Raw genomic sequence first — 22044 nt, 5'->3', positions numbered from 1 at the left:
GATCCATCAGTCATGTACGAAGTCGGGCTGCCACCCTTTCCTGAAGCGAGCCCAGCACCGATTTCACGTTGGATTCAATCGCCTCTTCGGTCAGTGTAGCGTCGTCACGCTTGAGCACCAGTCGCACCGCCAGACTTTTTTCGTCTGCTGCCAGCCCTCCGGTCAAGGTATCCCCCAGAACAGCCTGCTTTTTGGGTCGGTAGACGTCAAACAGCAGTGCATCGTGCAGCCAAGGGCTCTCTGCAGCATGAATGGCTTCCATGATGGCAGCGTGGGTCACACTTTCTTTCACCACAATCGCCAGGTCCCGTTGGACAGACTGATATCGACTCACCGGCAGATAAACAGGGACCTGCCGATTCAGCACAGCATTGAGGTCCAGCTCGAACATGACAGCTGCGAGCGGCAGCTCGTAAGTCTGGCGCCAGCGTGGATGCAGCTCACCCACATGGCCGATACATTGGTCATGCAGCCAGACGGCGGCACTTCTACCCGGATGGAATGCCGGGTGCTCGCAGGCGCGAAACTCCGGTGTCCATGGCGCGAGCAGTGCCTGCACGTCGCCCTTTACATCGAAAAAGTCTGCGTGGCGTTCGATCAGTCCCCACTGCAAGGATTCTACGGAGCCAAAAGCAAGGCCGGCGACGCGCATTGGCTGATCAAATCCTGCCACGGCGGTGTCACTTGCCGCGATAGAAGCGTCCTTTCGAAACACCCGTCCGACTTCGAACAGCCGTACCCGCTCTGCGCGGCGATCAAGGTTGAACTTGAGCACCGACACCAGGCTACCGAGCAATGACGAGCGCATCACGCTCATCTGGCTGGCAATGGGGTTGAGCAGCCGGATGGGATCTGCGTTGCCAGCCAGTTCACGCTCCCAGCGCTCCTCCACAAAGCTGAAGTTGATGGTTTCCTGGTAACCCAGTTGGGCGAGCACTCGACGCACTGCAAATGGACCGCGCTTCGCTTCAGACCGGACCTTGGCGGTGATCGGTGCCAGCGGCGGCGTCTCGGGCAGCTCGTTGTAGCCCACCACACGTGCGACTTCCTCGATCAGGTCTTCCTCGATCTGGATGTCAAAACGGTGGGATGGTGGCGTGACCGTGATTGTCCCGTTGCCCTCCTGCAGCGCCAGTCCCAGGCGGCGCAGGGCGTCAACACACTGAACCTGGGTAAGCGGCATGCCAATCACTTTGACCGCACGCGCCACGCGCAGCGTGACCGGCATGGGCACCGGCAGGTTGACCACGTGGTCATCGACCGGGCCGACCTGTCCACCGCACACTTCCAGGACCAGTTGCGTGATGCGCTCGACATGCTCGACGGTGGTCGACGGGTCCACGCCGCGCTCGAAGCGGTGACCGGCGTCGGTGGAAAAGTTGTAGCGGCGCGAGCGCCCGGCGATCGACTTGGGCCACCAGAAGGCAGCCTCGATGTAGATGTTCTGTGTGTCGTCAGACACAGCAGTCGAGTCTCCGCCCATGATGCCAGCCAGCGATTCCACAGATTGCTCATCAGCGATCACGCCCACCTGGGCGTCCACCGCAACGGTGTTGCCGTTGAGCAGTTTCAGTGTCTCGCCTTCTTGTCCCCATCGCACCTGCAGGCCGCCGTGGATCTTGTCGAGGTCAAAAATATGTGAAGGGCGCCCCAGCTCGAACATCACATAGTTGGAAATATCCACCAGCGGCGAGACGCTGCGTTGACCGCAGCGCGCCAGACGCTCGACGATCCAGGTGGGCGTGGTGGCACGGGTGTTCACGCCGCGCACGATGCGGCCGGTGAAGCGTCCGCACAAATCGGGCGCACTCACGGTCACCGGCAACCGCTCTTGCAAGGACACGGACATCACTGGAAATTCCGGCTCCTTCATTGGTGTACCCGTCAATGCGGACACCTCCCGCGCAATGCCGTAGACGCTCAGGCAATGGGCAAGGTTGGGTGTGAGCTTGAGGGTGAACAGCATGTCATCCAGCTGAAGCTGCTCGCGGATGTTGCGGCCCACCAGCGCATCAGCCGGTAGCTCCAGCAATCCGCCATGGTCTTCGCTCAGCCTGAGCTCGCGCGCCGAACAGAGCATGCCCTGGCTTTCGACGCCTCGCAGCTGTCCCAGCTTGATCAGGAACGGCTTGCCGTCCTCGCCTGGCGGCAGCTCTGCCCCCACCAAGGCGCAAGGCACCTTGATGCCAACGCGGGCATTGGGCGCACCGCACACAATGTTGAGCAGATTGCCTTGCCCCACGTCCACCTTGCACACCCGAAGGCGGTCGGCGTTGGGGTGTTGCTCTGCAGCTTTGATTTCACCCACGACGATGTGGGAAAACGGCGGCGCGACCGGTTCGAGCGCTTCAACCTCCAGACCGGCCATGGTCAAGGTGTCGGCCAGTTGTTGACTGGTGAGGGGCGGATTGCAGAAGGCGCGTAGCCAGGATTCAGGAAATTGCATGAAACGACTCAGTACGGGGGCGCAGCAAGGGCTAGGGTCCGACTCACCACAGAGCCTGCGTTGCCAGGCTGCCGGTGTTGTCCCCTCGAGGGAATGAAGCGAAGCGTCGCAGGTATGAACATGCGCTAGCGGAACTGGGCAAGGAAACGGACATCGCCGTCGAAAAACAGGCGCAGGTCGTTCACGCCGTAACGCAGCATGGTCAGCCGGTCCGGGCCCATGCCGAAGGCAAATCCGATGTACTTTTCAGGATCCAGGCCCATGTTGCGGACCACATTCGGATGCACCTGCCCCGACCCCGCGACTTCGAGCCAACGTCCAGCGAGTGGTCCCTCTTGAAACTGGATGTCGATCTCGGCACTGGGTTCGGTGAACGGGAAAAAACTGGGGCGAAAACGCAACACCAGATCTTCCGACTCAAAGAATGTGCGGCAAAAGTCGGTGAAGACAAATTTCAGGTCTTTGAAGCTCACGTTCTCGCCAATCCACAGGCCTTCGCATTGGTGGAACATGGGTGAGTGCGTGGCGTCGCTGTCCACACGGTAAGTGCGTCCAGGAGCGATGACACGAATTTCTGGCATCGGTAAACCCGCATCAAGGTTTGCACGATGGCGCTTGACGTGTTGCACCGCATGGCGAATCTGCATCGGACTGGTGTGGGTCCGTAACAGGTTGGGCGCCTTTTCGCTGCCACCTTCCACGTAGAACGTGTCATGCATGGAACGCGCTGGGTGGTCTTCTGGCGTGTTGAGCGCGGTGAAGTTGAACCAGTCGGATTCGATCTCAGGGCCCTCGGCCACTTCAAAACCCATCGAGCCAAAGATCGCTTCGATGCGCTCCAGGGTAAGACTCACCGGGTGCAAGCCGCCCTGCCCGCGCTGGCGCCCTGGCAATGTCACATCCAGCGCCTCGGCCTTCAGCTGGATCTGGAGCTCAGCGTCGGCCAGTGCCTGACGGCGCTCGGTGAGGGCTGCCTCAACGGCTTGCTTGGCCAGATTGATGGCTGCGCCCCGGCTTTTTTTCTCTTCAACCGAAAGCGCTGCCATGCCCTTCATCAGCTCGGTAATTCGGCCGGTCTTGCCGAGGTACAGGGCCTTGACGTTTTCCAGGTCGGCAGGGGTGGTAGCTTGTGAAAACCCTGTTCGGGCGTTGTCTACCAGTGCGTCCAGCTCATTCATGTGTTTACTTGAAATCGATGTCAACAAAAAAGGGGCTGAAGCCACCGAGGGAATTCCCTCAAGCCTCAACCCCTTTGAGCGACCGGGAAGCACCGAGGTGCATCCCTGTCGTGAATCAAGCGGCCAGCTTGGCTTTGACTTGCTCCACGATGCTGCCGAAGGCAGCCGGATCGTTCACGGCCAGATCGGCCAGAACCTTGCGGTCGATTTCGATCGAAGCCTTCTTCAGACCGTTGGCAAACTGGCTGTACGTCAGGCCGCATGCGCGAGCACCGGCGTTGATACGGGCAATCCACAACTGACGGAAGACGCGCTTCTTGGTGCGACGATCACGGTAGGCGTATTGCCCCGCCTTCATCACCGCCTGTTTGGCGATGCGGAAGACGTTACCGCGACGGCCACGGAACCCTTTGGCCAGAGCCAGTACTTTTTTGTGTCGGGCGCGAGCCGTGACACCACGTTTGACGCGAGGCATGTGTGTTCTCCTGTTCGTCGTTGATCAAATACCCATGCCGGGCAGCATCTGCGCCATGTGACCCATGTTGGTCTCATGCACAGTGACTGCTCCACGCAAGTGGCGCTTGTTCTTGGTGGTCTTCTTGGTCAGAATGTGACGTTTGAAGGCTTGACCGCGCTTGACGGTGCCACCGGGACGAACGCGAAAACGCTTCTTCGCGCTGCTCTTGGTCTTCATTTTGGGCATATTCATGCTCCTTTTTCATTTGTGCTCGTGAGGCGCCGCGAACCTTCCGCGGACTTGTTGGCCCCGAGCCACTTTTTAAGGAAGACCTTTCGGCCCTCCTAGTTCGGTCGCCGGCATTTCGGCCGACTCCTCAGGCCAGCAGGAGACTACCCTGCCCGCCCAATCCTTTTTTCCATCAAGCCGCGGGCTTCTCGGCCACGGGCTCTGCTGCCGCTTTCACCGCCGCCCCGCCGGCCTTCTTTCGACCCGGCGCAATCATCATGATCATCTGGCGCCCTTCGAGTTTGGGAAACTGCTCCACCACAATGGAGTCTGCCAGCTCGTCTCGAATCCGGTTCAACAACGCCAAGCCAAGTTCCTGGTGCGTGATCTCGCGGCCTCGAAAGCGCAACGTGATCTTGCATTTGTCTCCATCATCCAGAAAGCGGCGAATGTTGCGCATCTTGATGTTGTAGTCACCGTCGTCGGTGCCCGGCCGGAACTTGACTTCCTTGATCTCGATGACAGTTTGCTTGGCTTTTGCCTCGGCTGCCTTCTTTTGCTCCTGGTACTTGAACTTGCCGTAGTCCATCAATCGACACACCGGAGGAATGGCAGTGGCCGCAATCTCGACCAAGTCCACGTCCAGCTCACCGGCCATGCGCAGCGCTTCTTGCAGACTGACGATTCCCAGTGGTTCATTCTCAGGCCCGTTGAGGCGAACCTCAGGTGCCATGATTTCACGGTTCAATCTGTGCGCGCGCTCTTCACGTTGGCGGCGGTCGCGAAAGTTGGTAGCTATGGCGAAATCCTTTATGTGGGCAAATTAATGTAAGTGGCGACCATTTGGTCGCCTTGGTGCACACGCAGAGTGCCGCAGCAGCGGGGGCATCAACCGGAGCGTTTGATATCAAACTTTGGATGAAACGTCTGCCGCAATGAGTTTGGAAAAGGCTTCCAGCGGCATGACACCGAGGTCTTTGTTACCTCGAGCCCGCACAGCCACGGCGCCAGCCTCTTTCTCCTTGTCGCCCACGACAAGGATGAAAGGTAGCTTTTGCAACGCGTGCTCCCGTATTTTATACGTGATTTTCTCGTTGCGCAGGTCCGTAACCACCCTAACCCCTTGATTTTGCAACGCTTTGGTGATTTCGCGACAGTATTCGGCCTGAGAGTCGGTGATATTGAGCACCGCTACCTGCACCGGGGCCAGCCAGGTAGGTAACGCGCCAGCGTGCTCCTCGATGAGGATGCCGATGAACCGCTCCATGCTGCCCACGATGGCACGGTGCAGCATCACGGGTCGGTGTCGCGCACCATCTTCGCCCACGTACTCGGCATCGAGGCGCTCTGGCATCGAGAAATCGACCTGCATGGTGCCGCACTGCCACTGCCGACCGATCGCATCTTTGAGCGTGTACTCGATCTTCGGTCCATAGAAAGCACCGTCGCCCGGCGCGATCTCGAATTCGCATCCGGAGGCACGAAGGCTTTCCATGAGCGCATGTTCGGCCTTGTCCCATACCTCGTCTGAACCGATGCGCGCTTCTGGCCTCGTCGCCACTTTGTAAATGATGTTCTTGAAGCCAAAATCGGCGTACACCTTCTGCAACAGTGTGGTGTAGGCCAGGCATTCGGGCAGGATCTGCTCTTCGGTGCAGAAAATGTGACCGTCGTCCTGCGTGAACCCGCGCACACGCATGATGCCGTGCAGGCCGCCACTGGGCTCGTTGCGGTGGCATTGGCCGAACTCACCGTAACGCAAGGGCAGATCGCGGTAGCTTTTGATGCCCTGCTTGTAGATCAGGATGTGGCCCGGGCAATTCATGGGCTTCAGGGCGTAGTCGCGCTTTTCACTCTCGGTGGTGAACATGGCATCGCGGTACTTGTCCCAGTGACCGGTCTTCTCCCACAGCGACTTGTCGATGATCTGCGGGCCTTTGACCTCCTGGTAGCCGTTGTCGCGGTAGACGCGGCGCATGTACTGCTCCACCTCCTGCCACAGCGTCCAGCCCTTGGGGTGCCAGAAAACCAGTCCAGGGGCGTGCTCATCCAGATGAAACAGGTCGAGCTCGCGGCCCAGTTTGCGGTGGTCGCGCTTTTCGGCCTCTTCGATCATGGACAGGTGCTGCTGCAACTCGTCCTTGGTGGCCCAGGCAGTGCCATAGATGCGCTGCAACATTTCGTTGCGGTGGTCGCCGCGCCAATAGGCGCCAGCCACCTTCATCAGCTTGAAGTGCTTGAGCTTGCCGGTGCTGGGTACGTGCGGGCCACGACAAAGGTCTTCGAACGCGCCTTCACGATAGAGGGACACGTCTTCATTGCTCGGGATGCTGGCGATGATCTCGGCCTTGTAGTGCTCACCCATGCCCTTGAAGTGCGCCACGGCCTCATCACGTGGCAGCACGCGGCGCACGACGGGCTCGTCCATGTTGGCCAGCTCGGTCATGCGCTTCTCGATCGCCACCAGGTCTTCGGGCGTGAAGGGTCGCTTGTATGAGAAGTCGTAGAAGAAGCCGTGCTCAATCACGGGGCCGATGGTCACTTGTGCATCGGGGAACAACTCCTTCACCGCATACGCCAGCAAGTGGGCGGTGGAGTGCCGGATCACTTCCAGGCCATCCGGATCCTTGGCAGTGACGATAGACAGCGGGCTGTCCTGCGCGATGAGAAAGCTGGTGTCAACCACTTTGCCATCAATCTTGCCGGCCAGCGCGGCCTTGGCCAGACCACTGCCAATCGAAGCCGCCACTTCTGCGACGGTGACCGGGCCTGGGAATTCGCGTTGGGAACCGTCTGGGAGCGTAATGTGCAACATGGGGTGATCCAGAAAACAAAAAGCGCGGCATGGGCCGCGCTGGTGTGGGGGAGAAAAAATCGGGCAGGCGCGAACTGCAGGCCCTACAAGGCCAGGAGGAAGATATCCTGAGTTCGCGGTGTCATAACCAGATTGCCTTTCTCGCTCTTGCAGTGTTCAAAGAAGCCTGGATTTTCCCACAAAAATGTGGCCCCCACGCTCCCGCGCTGCGCGCGTCGCTGCCCCCCCAGGGGGACATTTTTGTCTTGGGGCGGCCCAGCGACAAAAAAAGCCCGGGGCCAGCCCGGGCTCTCATCGCTACACACCGCACGGGGGCGGATATGAGACGTTAGTGGAACTGCTCTTCTTCGGTCGAGCCAGTCAAGGCCTTCACGCTGGAAGAACCGCCCTGGATCACGGTGGTCACGTCGTCGAAGTAACCTGCGCCCACTTCCTGCTGGTGCGACACGAAGGTATAGCCTTTTTCGCGTGCAGCGAATTCGGGCTCCTGCACCATCTCGGTGTAGTGCTTCATGCCTTCGCCGCGAGCGTAGGCGTGGGCGAACTGGAAGGTGTTGAACCAGTTGATGTGGATACCGGCCAGCGTGATGAACTGGTACTTGTAGCCCAGCGCGGCCAGATCTTCCTGGAACGAGGCAATCTGCTTGTCGTTGAGGTTTTTCTTCCAGTTGAAGGAAGGCGAGCAGTTGTACGACAGCAGCTTGCCTGGGCAGGCGGCCTGCACGGCCTGGGCGAACTCGCGGGCGAAGCCGATGTCGGGCACACCGGTCTCGCACCACACCAGATCGGCATAGGGTGCGTAGGCGATGCCGCGGCTGATGGCTTGCTCCAGGCCGTTCTTGACACGGTAGAAGCCTTCTTGCGTGCGCTCGCCGGTCAGGAAGGGCTTGTCATTGGCGTCGTGGTCGCTGGTGATGAGGTTGGCGGCTTCGGCATCTGTGCGGGCCAGCACGATGGTGGACACGCCCATCACGTCGGCGGCGAAGCGCGCGGCGATCAGCTTTTCGCAAGCCTCTTGCGTGGGCACGAGCACCTTGCCACCCATATGACCGCACTTCTTCACGGCGGCCAGCTGGTCTTCGAAGTGCACGCCTGCGGCACCGGCGGCGATCATGTTCTTCATCAATTCGAAGGCGTTCAACACACCGCCGAAACCGGCTTCGGCGTCGGCCACGATGGGCAGGAAGTAGTCGATGAACTCCGGGCTGCCCGGCTCGATACCACGGCCCCACTGAATTTCGTCGGCACGCTTGAAGGTGTTGTTGATGCGGCGGACCATGGTGGGCACCGAGTCGTAGGCATACAGCGACTGGTCGGGGTACATGGTTTCGGAGGTGTTGCCGTCGGCGGCGACTTGCCAGCCCGACAGGTACACGGCTTCAAGGCCCGCTTTGGCCTGCTGCATGGCCTGGCCGGCGGAGATCGCGCCGAAGGCGTTCACATAGCCTTTCTTGGAGCCGCCATTGACCTTGTCCCACAGCTTCTCGGCGCCGCGCTTGGCCAGCGTGTGCTCGATCTGCATGCTGCCGCGCAAGCGCACGACATCGGCGGCGGAGTAACCGCGCTTCACGCCTTTCCAGCGCGGGTTGGTGGCCCAGTCTTTTTCCAGGGCTTCGATTTGCTGTGCGCGGCTGAGTTGCTCGGTGAGGGATTGAGGCATGGAGTGCTCCGTGAGGTTGATGTGGATGGTTCGGAAGACCGCATTGCAAGAGCGGTGCCGATGTGAGAACTTTAAGTCTTATAGAAGACTTTTCATAGCTCTTGTGTCTTATATAAGACATATATTTTTCTCTTAAAAATCAACGGTATTTGGCCTTCTTTTCTCATTAAGAAATCATTTCTCTCATATCAAGAAATATTTTTGCATCGCACCATTTTTGTTTTTCACATTAAGAAAATGTTTTTCCTCAATGTGGGATTCCGAGCCAGACACACCGTGCCACGATGTGTCTGGAAAAAAACTGCGCCAAAGCACAGCAGAAGTCGCCCTCCCAGGGTGGTAGGGCATGATTCGGTGCCCTGAACCTCTTCCAACTCAAATTCGCCATTACCCATGAATCGCTGGTGGGCCTACGCATGCCTTGCCCTGAGCATGTCTCTTGTTGGCAGCTATGTGGCGCTCTCAAAGCCACTGGTGCTCGTGTTCCCGGTGTTTCTGCTGGCCTGGTTGCGGTTTGGCATTGGCGGTATTGCGATGTTTCGATGGTTGAAGAAGCCAGCCGACGAGCCTCGGATAGCGCCGCACACGAAGAGACTGTTGTTCCTGGAGTCGTTTCTGGGCAACTTCCTGTTTTCAATCTGCATGCTGTTTGGCGTCAGCATGACAACCGCCGTGGCCGCTGGTGTGGTGATGTCCTCCATTCCAGCGGTTGTTGCATTGCTGAGCTGGCTCTTCCTCAAGGAACGCATCGGGCGACGCAGTGCCGCCGGCATTGCTTGCGCGGCCGTCGGGATCGGACTTTTCTCGCTACAGAAAGGGGTGCCAACCTCCGTATCCAGCCCCGATGCGGCCGCCATGTTTGGCATGAACCGCGCGCTGCTGGGCAATATGCTGGTGTTTGCTGCGGTGGTGTGCGAGGCCGCCTATGTGGTGATCGGCAAACGCCTGACAGATGGGCTGGGGCCCAAACGCATTTCAGCCATCATCAACCTTTGGGGTTTTGCGCTGGTCACCCCATTCGGCATGTGGGCTGCATGGCAATTTGACTTCAGTGCCGTGAGCCTTCCGGTCTGGGGGTTGCTGCTGTTCTACGGGCTCGCAGCCAGCGTGTGGACGGTCTGGCTGTGGATGACCGGTCTGAAAAAAGTGCCGGCGTCACAGGCGGGCGTGTTCACTGTGATGCTTCCGATCAGCGCTGCCACCATCGGCGTGATGTTCATGGGTGAACGTCTCAGTGGTGTTCAGGTGCTGGCATTTGGCATTGCCCTCCTGGGCCTTGTGCTGGCCACTTTACCCACCCGGCGAACGACTTGATCACGCACACCACAAACCGGTGGGATCCGTGATGCCCATCCAAAGGGCCCACCCCGACGTGACGGCCAGGGCAAAACCCGCCAGCCGGATGCCCCATGCGCCCGATCTTGCCTGGCGAAGGCGCAGCAGCAACCAGGGACCAGCTGTCAGCGAGATCGAGGTCCCCAGTGCGAACAGTGCCATGATGGCGGCGCCTTCCAGTGCGTTGGCCGACAACGAGGCCACCAGCAGCGCTGAATACAGCAGGCCGCAGGGCATCAGTGCCCACGCGACGCCCAGCACCACAGGAGCGCGTGGCCCCATGCGAACAAGCGCCGGTCGGGCTTTGCGCCAGACGTTCTGACCCAGTGTCTCGATCCACGCGGGTTGCCTGGCCTGCCACATCAGCACAGCACCCAGCAAGAGCGCGGCGACGTGAAACATGGTCCAGACGGGGCGAATCACGGCGGTGTTGGTGCCCAGCCAGGCGAGACCTTGCACAGAGCCTGCCGCCAGGGCGCCCACCAGCGCGTAGCCCAGCATGCGGCTGAACTGAAAAGTCATCAAGGCACGGGTGCTCTGATCACCTGCAGCACGCCCGATTCCCGCACAGGCTGCACCACACATGGCGACGCAGTGGGGTCCGCCCACCAGACCCATGAACAGGGCGGTGATCGCCATGGAGGTTTGCATGCTGTCAATGTAGCAGTGGCCTGCCCTACCCGCTCAAATGATCTTGGAAAACCGGGCTCTGTCCCGATCCACCTGCAAGTTCTTGTCGAACACCATGGCAATGGCTCGCACCAGATACCAGCCAGTGGGCGTGACCTGCACGCCGCTATCGTCGATTGTGACGAGGCCGTGGTCGGCGAGTTCAGACAAGACTTCCAGTTCGCGTGCGAAATAGGTCCTGAAATCAATCAGGTGGCCGAGATCCACCGATTCGAAATCCAGCTGACCCTGGCACATGATGGCCATGATGACGCAGCGGCGCAGCAGATCGTCGCGGGACAGTGCCAGCCCCCGGACAATGGGCAGACGCCCCTGATCAAGGCTGTCGTAATACTCCTCCAGCGTCTTGGCATTCTGGCTGTAAGTGGCGCCGATGCGGCCAATGGCCGATACGCCCAGCGCAATCAGGTCGCAGTCAGGCTGGGTGCTGTACCCCTGGAAGTTGCGGTGCAGGCGCCCTTGCCTTTTGGCGACCGCCAGCGCATCTGTTGGCAATGCGAAATGGTCCATTCCCACGTACACATAGCCGGCGCCCAACAGGCTGTCAAGCGAAGCGGAGAGCATGGCCAGCTTGTCCCTGCCGCTGGGCAGGTCGGCCGACACGATCCGGCGCTGTGGCTTGAAGCGCGTGGGCAGATGGGCGTACGCATACAGCGCGATGCGGTCGGGCCGCAGTTCGTTGACCTGAACCAGCGTACGGGCGAATGACTCTGGTGTCTGCAGCGGCAAGCCGTAGATCAGGTCCACATTGATGGACTCGAAGCCGATCTTTCGCGCACTCTCGACCAGCGAAAAGACCTGTTCGGCCGGCTGGACCCGGTGTACGGCTTTCTGGACGGCGGGGTCGAAATCCTGCACGCCGAAGCTCAGCCGATTGAACCCCAGGCGTGCCAAAGCCTGCAAGCGGCCTTCGGTAACGGTCCGGGGATCGACCTCGATCGAATACTCCCCGCCAGGCGTCAGCGTGAAGTGGCGCCGGATCATGCTCATGAGGTCTTCGAGTTCGGCGTCGGAAAGAAAGGTGGGTGTACCCCCTCCCAGATGCAGTTGAGAGACACTGTGCCCTTGACCAAAGTGCTGGATCTGCAGCTCCATTTCACGAGATAGGTAGCGCAGATACTCTGCAGCGCGCTCATGGTGCTTGGTGATGACCTTGTTGCAGGCGCAGTAGTAGCACACCGACTCACAGAACGGCACATGAACGTAGAGGGAGAGTGGCAGGGCCATCGAACCCACACGGCGTTGCTCGAGCGCCTGGATGTAGTCCTGTTCCGTGAAAGCCTCGACAAACCGGTCTGCGGTGGGGTACGAGGTGTAGCGCGGACCCGGCACATCGAAGCGACTGAGCAGTTCAGGGGATACAACGTGACTCACAGACAAATCTCCATTTCAATGAACCGAATGTGCATCACGCAAGGCCAACTGCCCTTGATGTTCATCAAGCCCGCTGGGCTTTTGCAACCCATAGACCGTTGCAAGCCACAGGAAGGTCATTAGACGTGGGTTCACTCAATGGGTTAAGCTCAAAAGCCAAAGGATAAGAAACCATGGATGCACAGACCATCAAAGTCGCTTGTTCCAACTGCAACCTGCGAGAGTTGTGTTTGCCGATGGGACTGAACGCGGAGGAAATGAGCAAGCTCGACAACGTGATTTCCACCCGCCGGAAGGTCAAACGAGGCACCGCGCTTTTCAGCACAGGCGAGCGCTTCACATCGCTGTTTGCCGTGCGATCGGGGTTCTTCAAGACTTGCGTGACCACCGCCGACGGCCGCGACCAAGTCACCGGTTTTCAGATGACCGGTGAAATCATCGGGCTGGATGGCATCGTGAGCGACCACCATTCCTGCGATGCCATCGCGCTGGAAGACGCCGTTGTCTGTGTGATGCCTTTTGACCAGGTGGAAGAGCTTTCGCGTGAATTCACCACACTGCAGCACCATGTGCACAAGATCATGAGCCGCGAGATCGTTCGCGATCACAGCGTGATGTTGCTGCTGGGCAGCATGCGTGCCGACGAGCGTCTGGCTGCTTTCCTGCTCAACCTTGTCCAGCGCCTGCACGCCCGCGGTTTTTCCCAGTCCGAGTTGATCCTTCGCATGACGCGGGAGGAAATCGGTAGCTATCTCGGCATGAAGCTGGAAACGGTGAGTCGCACTTTCTCGAAGTTTGTGGAGGATGGCATCATCGACGTCAAGCAGCGCTACGTGCACATCAAGAACACCGAGGGCCTCAAGCAGATCGTGAATTCGCAGAACTGCCGTTGACCCGAGAACCTGAAGCTCGATACCGGCATTAGCCCGCAGATGATCAGAAACCCCACACAGCCTCTGGGCTGGTGGGGTTTTTTGTGTCGTTTGCCGACCTGGCCTGCGCTCAGCAGTTGCCCTCGCGAGCGCAGTCTTTGGGGCGCTGGTGTTCAGGGGTCGGGCACCGATTGACTTCGAAAGGAGACATGGCGAGCAAGGTCGTCAAGGCGCTGGAAACCATGGCGGCAGCCCAAAACACGAAAAACGCCATGGTGTAGACGGCTTCACGGGAAAACGGCAGTGGTGCGCCAAACCAGTGCAGATCGCTGGGGTCCACAAGGGCAAACACCACCATCTCCAGCACAGCGGCTACCAGAAAGGCGGGCCAGGCTATCCACATCAAACGCTGTGCCCACATGGGGTCTCTCCTTGACTGCTTTGTTGATGACGCAGAACGGCCCCGCTAGGTGCGATCGGTCTGCGCGCGCTCATTCGTCAGTGGGCACGATGGGTGAAGCGGCATGATTTCTGCCCTGATGGGCGGGCTGTACGGCCATCAAGGCATCAATTTTCGCCTGCCCCTCAAGAGCAAGTGCGGCACGCCGTTCCCGCTCGTACACCTCTTTGTCCAGCACCGGATCCTGGTCCATGGCAGAGATGACGACCATGGTACTGGTGGCGACCACGCCACTCAGCAGGAGGGCCGGAATGAGCAAAACCTGTGGAATTTTCCACCACGGGATGTCTGTCTTTCGGGGCGATGGCAGCAGGGAAGTGTCGCTCATGTGTGTCTCCAGAATTGAAATGGCATTGTGCGATCAGTGAAGGTCAGCGCGGCACCAGAAAGGCTGCCTTTTCGGATACCTGATACACATTGTCACCAGTAGAACGGATATCGAAATGAATCGTGTGGGAACCGGTGGTGGCAGCACCAGGTGGAATCTGCACCCGGACCGCCGCCGACCGGGCCTCGGTGGGCAGCACTTCAACCTCCGTGTCGGAAGCGATCTCAATGCCAGGCAATCCTGTGACCGAGATCACGTAGCGCTGGGGGGACTCTGTGGCATTCATGATCTGCAGCCGGAACACGTTTTCAATCCGGCCTTGCTCGACCATCCGTGCGAGCGCACCACGATCGCGGATCACGTCCACCTTGAGGGGCGTGCGCATGAACAGGCTGACACCGACCGACAAAGTGATTGCGAGCAGAATGGCGGTGTAGATCAGAACCCTGGGTCGCAGCGCTCTGCGAATCATCTGCCGGCTGGTCCAGCCCTGCGCGATGCCATTCTGGGTGGAGAACTTGATGAGACCTCTGGGGTAGCCGACCTTGTCCATCACGGTGTCGCACACGTCCACACACGCGGCACACCCTATGCATTCGTATTGCAAGCCCTTGCGAATGTCGATGCCCGTGGGGCAGACCTGAACGCACAGCGTGCAGTCGACGCAGGCACCCAGGCCAAGCGCCTTGGGATCGGCCTTTTTCGATCGGGCACCGCGAGGTTCTCCCCGTTTTTCGTCGTAGGTGACGATCATGGTGTCGCGATCGAACATCGCACTCTGGAAGCGCGCGTAAGGGCACATGTACTTGCACACCTGCTCGCGCATGAAACCGGCATTGCCGTAGGTGGCAAATCCGTAGAAAAACACCCAGAAGGTTTGCCAGGGACCCAGCGACGCCGCCAGTGACAGCATGGCGAGTTCCCGAATCGGGGTGAAATAGCCCACGAAAGTGAACCCGGTCCAGAGCGAAAAGGCGATCCACAATGCGTGCTTGAGCCACTTCTTGCTGAGCTTCTGGACCGAGAACGCCGCTTGGTCCAGCCGCATGCGCGCCGATCGGTCGCCTTCAACTTTCTTTTCAATCCAGAGAAAAATCTCTGTGTAAACCGTCTGAGGGCAGGCAAATCCACACCACAAGCGACCCGCCACGGCAGTGAACAGGAACAGCGACAGTGCCGAGATGACCAACAAACCTGTGAGGTAGATGAAGTCCTGCGGGTAGAGCACCAGCCCGAAGATGTAGAAACGCCGCGCCTCCAGATCAAAGAGCACGGCTTGCCGCGCATTCCACTCCAGCCAGGGCAGACCGTAGAACACGATCTGCGTGATCCATACCGTCACCCAGCGCCACGACGAAAAGACACCTGCCACCGATCGTGGGTAGATTTTCTGCCGCGAGGCATATAGCGACACCATTTCCGCGTCTTCCCCCTCGCCTGCGGCCGGCCCGGAATTTGGATCGGCTGGGACAATGGGAATGATGCGGTTCGGGTCTGGTGTGGTTGAGCTCACGGGGGTCCCAAATGGGGAGACTGATGGACCTGGGAAATGAAAAAAACCTTTGGCGACCGTCAGGTCGCCAAAGTCATGAAAAGCGGCTTCAGTTGGCGGGTCTGTTTGACAGGCCCCAAACGTATCCGGTCAGCACGTGAATCTGAGCCTCGTTCAACAGCACATTCTGGGCAGGCATCTGATTCGTAAATCCGTTGTTGATCGCACGGACCACGGCCTCTTCGCCCCAGCCATGCAACCAGATGCCATCGGTGAGGTTCGGCGCGCCGAGCGCCGTGTTGCCCTTGCCATCCATGCCGTGACAGGCTGCGCAAGCACCAAACTTGTCTTTCCCCAGCGCCGCGCGAATCGAGTCGCTCGGGCTTCCCGACAGGCTCAGCACATAGTGCGCAAGGTTGCGGACATCTTCGGCACTACCGACCGCCGCGCCCATGGGCGGCATCACACCCACGCGGCCTTCCGTGATGGTGGTCTTGATGGCTTGCGGGTCGCCACCCCACTGCCAGTCGCCATCCGTCAGGTTGGGAAAACTGCGCGCACCCCTGGCATCAGATCCGTGGCATTGAGCGCAATTGTTCATGAACAGGCGCTCGCCAATGGCCATGGCCTGTGCATCGCCTGCCAGATCTTCGGGCTTCATGTCGTTGAACCTGGCGTAGATGGGAGCGATGTCTTGCTGCATCTTCTCCACTTCTGCGGTGTGTTGGCCGGCGGAAGACCAGCCCAATGCGCCCTGGTACTTGCCAAACATGGGGTAGAGCACGCCATACGCCAGCGAAAACACCACCGTGATGACAAACAGATAGACCCACCACTTGGGCAGCGGATTGTTCATTTCCTGGAGATCACCGTCCCACACATGGCCAGTGGTGTTGTCGGCGTGGGTGGCCGCCTTGGTGGTGCCGCTGATCCACAGCAGCACCAGGCAGGCAAGGATGCTGACCAGAGTCAGACCGGCCACGTAGTAGTGCCAGAAATCGCTTGTGAAGTCGCTCATGATGTTTCTCTTTTTTGATTCCGAGGATCAGTCTTCGTTGAACGGCAAACGGGCCGCTTCATCGAAATCAGCCTTGTTCCGCTTGGACCAGGCCCAGACCACGATGCCTACAAACGTGATGAGGCTGACGACGGTAACGATGCTGCGCAGGTCGTTGATTTCCACGTCGATCTCCTTGTTTTACTTGCGCGCAGTGCCGAGCACCTGCAGGTAGGCGATGAGGGCTTCCATTTCGGTCTTGCCCTTGACATCTTCGATGGAGGACGCGATTTCTTCATCGGAATAAGGCGCACCCAGTGTTCGCAGCACCTGCATGCGCTTGGGCAGGCCTGTCTCGTCCACGTACTTCCTTTCAAGCCAGGGGTAGGCAGGCATGTTGGACTCTGGCACCAGGTCGCGCGGATTGACCAGGTGAATGCGGTGCCATTCGTCGCTGTAGCGACCCCCTACCCGGTGCAAATCCGGTCCCGTGCGCTTGGAGCCCCACTGGAACGGACGGTCGTACACGAACTCGCCCGCTACCGAATAGGGACCGTACCGCAGGGTTTCAGCCTGGAACGGCCGGATCATCTGGGAGTGGCAGTTGTAGCACCCCTCCTTCACGTAAATGTCCCGCCCGGCGATCTGCAATGCCGTGTAGGGCTTGAGGCCTTCGATCGGCTGGGTGGTGGATTTCTGGAAGAACAGCGGGACGATTTCCACCAGGCCGCCGACGGCGATCACCAGCGTGATCAGCACGATCATCAGGAAGTTGTTGGTCTCGATCCGCGCGTGACCCGTGGGTTTTTCGTTATTGGCCATGTTGTTGCTCCTCAGGCGTGTGCGGGGTTGACAGAGGCCACAGGCACATCAACGATGCGACCCTGACGCGCCGTCATGATCACGTTCCAGAGCATGACCACCATGCCGCCGAGGTAGAGCACCCCTCCCAGCAGACGGATCACATAGAACGGGAAGGTGGCTTTGACCGACTCGACGAAGGTGTAGGTCAGGCTGCCGTCGGGGTTGACCGAGCGCCACATGAGGCCCTGCATCACGCCGGCAATCCACATCGCTGCGATGTACAGCACGATGCCGATGGTGGCGACCCAGAAGTGCAGCTCGATGGCGGGCACCGAATACATCTTCTTCTGGCCGAACAGGCGGGGAATCAGGTAGTAGAGCGATCCCATGGACACCAGGCCCACCCAGCCCAAGGCGCCGGAGTGCACGTGGCCCACGGTCCAGTCGGTGTAATGCGACAGCGCGTTGACGGTCTTGATCGACATCATCGGACCCTCGAACGTGGACATGCCGTAGAACGAGAGCGACACGATCAGGAAACGCAGGATGGGATCGTCACGCAGCTTGTGCCAGGCACCCGAGAGGGTCATGATGCCGTTGATCATGCCGCCCCAGCTGGGTGCGAGCAGGATGAGCGAGAACACCATGCCGACAGACTGCGTCCAGTCCGGCAGAGCGGTGTAGTGCAAGTGGTGCGGGCCCGCCCACATGTAGGTAAAAATCAGCGCCCAGAAGTGCACGATGGACAACCGGTAGGAGTACACCGGTCGTTCGGCCTGCTTGGGGATGAAGTAATACATCATGCCCAGGAAGGCAGCGGTAAGGAAGAAGCCCACGGCATTGTGGCCGTACCACCACTGCACCATGGCATCCTGCACGCCGGCGTAGGCCGAATAGGATTTGGTCATGCTGACCGGAATCGCTGCGCTGTTGACGATGTGCAGCAGCGCCACGGCGATGATGTAGGCGCCAAAGAACCAGTTGGCCACGTAGATGTGGCGGACCTTTCGGATACCCACTGTGCCGAAGAACACGATGGCGTAGGCCACCCAGACCACGGTCAGCAAGATGTCGATGGGCCACTCCAGCTCGGCATATTCCTTACCGCTGGTGATTCCCAGGGGCAGCGTGATCACCGCCAGCACCAGCACAAGGTTGTAGCCCCAGAATGTGAACCAGGCCAGCTTGTTCATGAACAACCGGGTGTGGCAGGTTCGCTGGACCACGTAATAGCTGGTGGCAAACAGCACACAGCCACCAAATGCAAAAATCACCGCGTTGGTATGAAGCGGGCGCAAACGGCCGTAGCTCAGCCATTCGATGCCCATGTTGAGCTCGGGCCAGGTCAACTGGGCCGCGATGATCACCCCCACCAGCATGCCCACCACGCCGTAGATGACGGACGCGATGGCAAACCACCGAACCACACTGTCGTTGTAGACCGCCGGTTGGCTGGTCGTTGTTGTCACGGACATTCGGGAACTCCTCATTTGTGTCACTTTGCCAAGTGTCCTCACGGACCCATGGGGCCGACTTGACTTACGTCAATCGCCCCCCAGAATGCGCTCGCCTTCTCGTTCGATGTTGTCAAACTGCCCGCCCTGCAGCGCCCACCAGAAGATGCCGATGATCACGAAGACCAGCAGCACCGATATCGGTATCAGCAAATACAGAATGTCCATGATGAACCTTTCATTGAACGGATAAGAATCAGATGGCTTCAGGGATGCCGGGCACGGGTTGAATACCGGCACCTGTGCTTCGCGCCAGACGCAAGGCATTGCCAATCACCAGCAACGAACTTGCAGCCATGCCCAGCCCCGCCAGCCAGGGCGGCATCCAACCGACCAGCGCCATGGGAACCGATATCGCGTTGTAGGCACCCGCCCAGATCAGGTTCTGGCGCACCGTGCGCATGGTCGATCTGGCCTGCCGGAGTGTACGCACCACATCCATCACCTGCCCTCCCTGGATCACGTAGTCGGACTGCGCTTGCGCCAAAGGGGCGGCATGGCCCAATGCAAACGACGTATCTGCCCGTGCCAGCACTGGGCCATCATTTAGGCCATCTCCCACCATGGCAATGCGCACACCCCTGGCTTGCAGTTCCATCACTTCGGCCAGCTTGCGCTCCGGCGATGCACCCGCAATCACATGGTCCACACCGACCGCCTTCCCCACCAGGCGTGCAGCGCCCTCTTTGTCGCCTGAAAGCAGCCAGGTACCGATTCCCATGTCGCGCAAGGCTTGCACGGCAGACCGGGCATCGGAACGCAGCCCTTCCTGCAATTCGAACGTTGCCACCCAGCCCGTCCGATCGCTGAGGTGGGCCCGCGGACTCTCCTGATCGCTGACCGGTTCAATCTGCACTCCACAGAATGCTGACGATCCCAGGCGCACTTCGAATCCATCGTCGGTGATGCCTTGCATCCCATGCCCGGCAGTCTCGGAAATCGAGGTCCACTGCGGCCGGGGCAGGTCTGTTTCGCATTCGGTCTTTGCCGCCAATGCAAGCGCACGCGATACCGGGTGCAACGAAGATTCGGCCAACCCCGCTGCCAGTTGCAACGCCTCCTCGCGCGTCGTACCGGTGCGGGTTCGCACTTCCTGCAACACCAGCCGGTCATGCGTGAGCGTACCGGTCTTGTCGAAGAGCACGGTATTGATGCCCGCCAACGCCTCAAAGGCCTGCAATCGCCGCACCAGAATGCCACGCCGGGCCAGCGAGCCCGCAGATGCCAGCATGGCAGCGGGCGTGGCCAGTGCCAGCGCACAGGGGCAGGTCACGATCAGAACGGCAACGGCAACGGCAAAGGCCTTGGTGTGATCGATCTGCCACCAGTACCATCCGGCAAAGAAGGCGGACAGCATCACCAGCAGCAGAAAGGGCGTGGCGATGCGGTCAGCGAGGATGGCAAGCCTGGGCTTCTCGGTCGAGGCTTGCTCCATCAAAGTCACAATCTGGGCGAAACGGGTGTCGCGCCCCAGTTTGTTTACCCGCACCAGCGCTGGCCCGCCCAGATTGAAACTACCCGCCACCACAGCCTCACCCGTGGAGCGCGTCACTGGATGCGACTCGCCAGTCAGCAAGGCTTCGTCCACGGTAGCAGAAGGGCTCAGAAGTTCGCCGTCTCCCGGAAATGCCTGTCCGGCCTGGACACGAACCACGTTGCCCAGTTCCAGCCTGCGCACCGAAATCGATTCAAAACTGCCGTCGGCGCGCTGCCGATCACACGCCTCTGGCAATCGGTTCATCAGGCTGTCGAGTGCGCCGGCTGTACGGTCACGCGCCTTGAACTCCAGGTAGCGGCCTCCGAGAAGGAAGAACACGAACATGGTCAATGAGTCGAACCAGACTTCTTGCCCCCACGGTCCGGCAGGATCAAATGTGGCAGCCGAACTGACCAGAAAGGTCACGAGAATGCCGACCGACACCGGTGTGTCCATGCCCACCCGCCCCAGCTTGAGGTCACGCCAGGCGCCCTGAAAGAACGGGCCGCTGGCGAAGAACACCACCGGCAAGCTCAATATCCAGCTCGCCCAGCGCAGCAATTGCTCAATGTCGGCAGGAATCTCGCCCGGTTCGGTCACATAGGCAGGCCACGCATACATCATGACCTGCATCATGCAGAAGCCAGCCACAAACAAGCGCCAGAGTCCCTGCCGGGTCTCGGCCAGACGCTCACTGATCGACAAGGCCTGATGCAATGGGAGCAACCGGTAGCCGGTCTTCCCGACGAACTGGGCCAGGGTGGACATCTGCGTGATGGCTGGGTCCCATCTCAAACTGAGACGGCGTGTGGCTGCATGCACATGGGCCCGCTCTACGCCGGGCATGTGCTGCAACACAGACTCGACCGTGTCGGCACAGGCTGCGCAGTACATCCCCTGCACCATCAGGACCGAATTGGCCCTGACCTGACCGTCTTCATCGGTGAACTCGGTGAATTCCTTCTGTTCAACCGGGTCGTCCAGCACCGCAAAATCGTCGGTCACGGTCAGCGGCCCCTGGTGCTCACCGAACCAGCCAGCTCTTTCGTTCATGCGCTCTTCAATTCCCGTTGGTTGGGGTGCGCGCGATGTGGCAGATGTCGGAGACCCCACCGGGGGCAAGGTGGCGGCCTGGTTCATGCTGCGAGCGTAAGGCAATGGTCGCTCCTCTCGCTTGACCTAGGTCAACCACGACTGGTTGAACCTTGTTATCGTGCGGTGTCACAGAAGCAGTGGACCACAGGCCATTCGTTCATGGCAAGTGCCTGCGTTGACCGTGCGCGACATCGGCCGGAAAATCACTGCAAGTTCCCCTTTCGTTCCGTACAAAAACGTCACGGTGCACAACCCGGCCCGCAGGTGCGACAAGCACAAACCCTTTTCAACACCATCGAGGAGATACACATGTACAAGCGCATTCTGGTCGCAACCGACGGATCCAAGCTGTCACAGCGCGCGGTGGAGCACGCACTCAACCTGGCCGATCTAACGGGTGCCGACGTGGTGGCGTTGAAGGTGGTGCCCCGTTACCCTCAAACCTACTTTGAAGGCGGCGTGGCGCTGGCAGCAGCGGAGGTGGCGCGTGTGGAAAAGCAATGGCAGGAAGAGGCCATGGCGACTGTCAATGCGGTGAAGTCCGCAGGACAACTGCGCGAGGTGAAGGTCAAGCCCGTTACAGTGAAGTCCGATCTCATTGCCGAGGCGATCATTTCAACGGCCAAGCGCAGCAAATGCGACCTGATCGTCATGGCCTCTCACGGGCGCCGTGGGTTGAAGCGCCTGCTGCTGGGCAGCGAAACTCAGCAGGTACTGACTCACTCCCACACACCCGTGCTCGTGCTGCGCTGAGGCGCAGGTGTTCTGAAATAGCCGGGATCGCACCCGGCATGCCGTTGAGGTGTAGAGTGCGCGGGCCAT

The 22044-nt window shown here is 59.7% G+C and carries 21 protein-coding genes; 3 read left to right on the top strand and 18 right to left on the bottom strand.

All coding sequences use genetic code 11. The features are described from left to right. Positions 1-10: 10 nt before the first annotated feature. The 7 genes from pheT to aceA form a co-directional block, all read right to left on the bottom strand. Entirely contained in the window at positions 11-2446 is a 2436-nt protein-coding gene (gene pheT / locus Q7V46_RS15350; protein ID WP_304914421.1) for a phenylalanine--tRNA ligase subunit beta, read from the bottom strand. A 125-nt stretch (positions 2447-2571) separates the two neighbouring features. Beyond that, complete coding sequence (gene pheS, locus Q7V46_RS15345) at positions 2572-3624, bottom strand: phenylalanine--tRNA ligase subunit alpha (RefSeq protein ID WP_304914420.1); 1053 nt, start codon at positions 3622-3624, stop codon at positions 2572-2574. A gap of 115 nt (positions 3625-3739) precedes the next feature. Continuing rightward, on the bottom strand, positions 3740-4099 hold the full coding sequence (gene rplT / locus Q7V46_RS15340) for a 50S ribosomal protein L20 (RefSeq protein ID WP_056274988.1): 360 nt from the start codon (positions 4097-4099) through the stop codon (positions 3740-3742). A gap of 24 nt (positions 4100-4123) precedes the next feature. Further along, complete coding sequence (gene rpmI, locus Q7V46_RS15335; protein WP_066151481.1) at positions 4124-4327, bottom strand: 50S ribosomal protein L35; 204 nt, start codon at positions 4325-4327, stop codon at positions 4124-4126. Positions 4328-4502: 175 nt separating this feature from the next. Further along, positions 4503-5108 carry a translation initiation factor IF-3 gene (gene infC, locus Q7V46_RS15330; protein WP_304914572.1) on the bottom strand — a complete coding sequence of 202 codons (606 nt, stop codon included), beginning with the start codon at positions 5106-5108 and terminating at the stop codon, positions 4503-4505. 108 nt (positions 5109-5216) lie between these two features. Continuing rightward, complete coding sequence (gene thrS / locus Q7V46_RS15325; RefSeq protein WP_304914419.1) at positions 5217-7124, bottom strand: threonine--tRNA ligase; 1908 nt, start codon at positions 7122-7124, stop codon at positions 5217-5219. A gap of 328 nt (positions 7125-7452) precedes the next feature. Next, positions 7453-8784: an isocitrate lyase gene (gene aceA, locus Q7V46_RS15320; RefSeq protein WP_304914418.1), complete on the bottom strand. Its 1332-nt coding sequence runs from the start codon at positions 8782-8784 to the stop codon at positions 7453-7455. 393 nt (positions 8785-9177) lie between these two features. Here aceA and Q7V46_RS15315 point away from each other — a divergent pair, with 393 nt between their 5' ends. Continuing rightward, a complete protein-coding gene (locus Q7V46_RS15315; RefSeq protein WP_304914417.1) occupies positions 9178-10098 on the top strand; it encodes a DMT family transporter in 921 nt (306 codons plus the stop codon). On the opposite strand, the gene Q7V46_RS15310 is transcribed toward Q7V46_RS15315, so the two are convergent. Together Q7V46_RS15310 and hemN are read right to left on the bottom strand one after the other, a co-directional pair. Then, positions 10099-10770, bottom strand: coding sequence for a sulfite exporter TauE/SafE family protein (locus Q7V46_RS15310; protein ID WP_304914416.1), 672 nt, complete (start codon positions 10768-10770; stop codon positions 10099-10101). It abuts the gene before it with no gap. A gap of 33 nt (positions 10771-10803) precedes the next feature. Continuing rightward, entirely contained in the window at positions 10804-12183 is a 1380-nt protein-coding gene (gene hemN / locus Q7V46_RS15305; protein ID WP_304914415.1) for an oxygen-independent coproporphyrinogen III oxidase, read from the bottom strand. Between the two features lie 173 nt (positions 12184-12356). Between hemN and fnr the strand changes: the two genes are divergently transcribed. Beyond that, entirely contained in the window at positions 12357-13076 is a 720-nt protein-coding gene (gene fnr, locus Q7V46_RS15300) for a fumarate/nitrate reduction transcriptional regulator Fnr (protein WP_304914414.1), read from the top strand. A 109-nt stretch (positions 13077-13185) separates the two neighbouring features. On the opposite strand, the gene Q7V46_RS15295 is transcribed toward fnr, so the two are convergent. The 9 genes from Q7V46_RS15295 to Q7V46_RS15255 all read right to left on the bottom strand — a co-directional run bounded on the left by Q7V46_RS15295 (position 13186) and on the right by Q7V46_RS15255 (position 21180). After that, on the bottom strand, positions 13186-13476 hold the full coding sequence (locus tag Q7V46_RS15295) for a hypothetical protein (protein ID WP_304914413.1): 291 nt from the start codon (positions 13474-13476) through the stop codon (positions 13186-13188). Positions 13477-13546: 70 nt separating this feature from the next. Beyond that, positions 13547-13843, bottom strand: a complete 297-nt coding sequence (locus Q7V46_RS15290) for a hypothetical protein (protein WP_304914412.1) — start codon at positions 13841-13843, stop codon at positions 13547-13549. 43 nt (positions 13844-13886) lie between these two features. Beyond that, positions 13887-15356, bottom strand: coding sequence for a cytochrome c oxidase accessory protein CcoG (gene ccoG, locus Q7V46_RS15285; protein ID WP_370690357.1), 1470 nt, complete (start codon positions 15354-15356; stop codon positions 13887-13889). A gap of 88 nt (positions 15357-15444) precedes the next feature. Then, a complete protein-coding gene (gene ccoP, locus Q7V46_RS15280) occupies positions 15445-16353 on the bottom strand; it encodes a cytochrome-c oxidase, cbb3-type subunit III (protein ID WP_304914411.1) in 909 nt (302 codons plus the stop codon). Positions 16354-16380: 27 nt separating this feature from the next. After that, positions 16381-16512, bottom strand: coding sequence for a cbb3-type cytochrome oxidase subunit 3 (locus Q7V46_RS15275; protein WP_370690366.1), 132 nt, complete (start codon positions 16510-16512; stop codon positions 16381-16383). A 21-nt stretch (positions 16513-16533) separates the two neighbouring features. Next, complete coding sequence (gene ccoO / locus Q7V46_RS15270) at positions 16534-17154, bottom strand: cytochrome-c oxidase, cbb3-type subunit II (RefSeq protein ID WP_304914409.1); 621 nt, start codon at positions 17152-17154, stop codon at positions 16534-16536. An 11-nt stretch (positions 17155-17165) separates the two neighbouring features. Further along, complete coding sequence (gene ccoN, locus Q7V46_RS15265; RefSeq protein ID WP_304914408.1) at positions 17166-18611, bottom strand: cytochrome-c oxidase, cbb3-type subunit I; 1446 nt, start codon at positions 18609-18611, stop codon at positions 17166-17168. Between the two features lie 69 nt (positions 18612-18680). Then, positions 18681-18818, bottom strand: coding sequence for a cbb3-type cytochrome oxidase assembly protein CcoS (ccoS, locus tag Q7V46_RS15260; protein WP_304914407.1), 138 nt, complete (start codon positions 18816-18818; stop codon positions 18681-18683). Positions 18819-18846: 28 nt separating this feature from the next. Beyond that, positions 18847-21180 (bottom strand): cation-translocating P-type ATPase, encoded by a 2334-nt coding sequence (locus tag Q7V46_RS15255; RefSeq protein ID WP_304914406.1) that lies wholly within the window; start codon positions 21178-21180, stop codon positions 18847-18849. 351 nt (positions 21181-21531) lie between these two features. On the opposite strand from Q7V46_RS15255, the gene Q7V46_RS15250 reads away from it, so the two are divergent. Next, positions 21532-21975, top strand: a complete 444-nt coding sequence (locus Q7V46_RS15250) for a universal stress protein (RefSeq protein ID WP_304914405.1) — start codon at positions 21532-21534, stop codon at positions 21973-21975. Positions 21976-22044 lie beyond the last annotated feature (69 nt).

The sequence above is a fragment of the Hydrogenophaga sp. genome, from assembly GCF_030651625.1.
GTDB lineage: Bacteria > Pseudomonadota > Gammaproteobacteria > Burkholderiales > Burkholderiaceae_C > Hydrogenophaga.
This window is presented reverse-complemented; position numbering and strand designations above follow the sequence as displayed.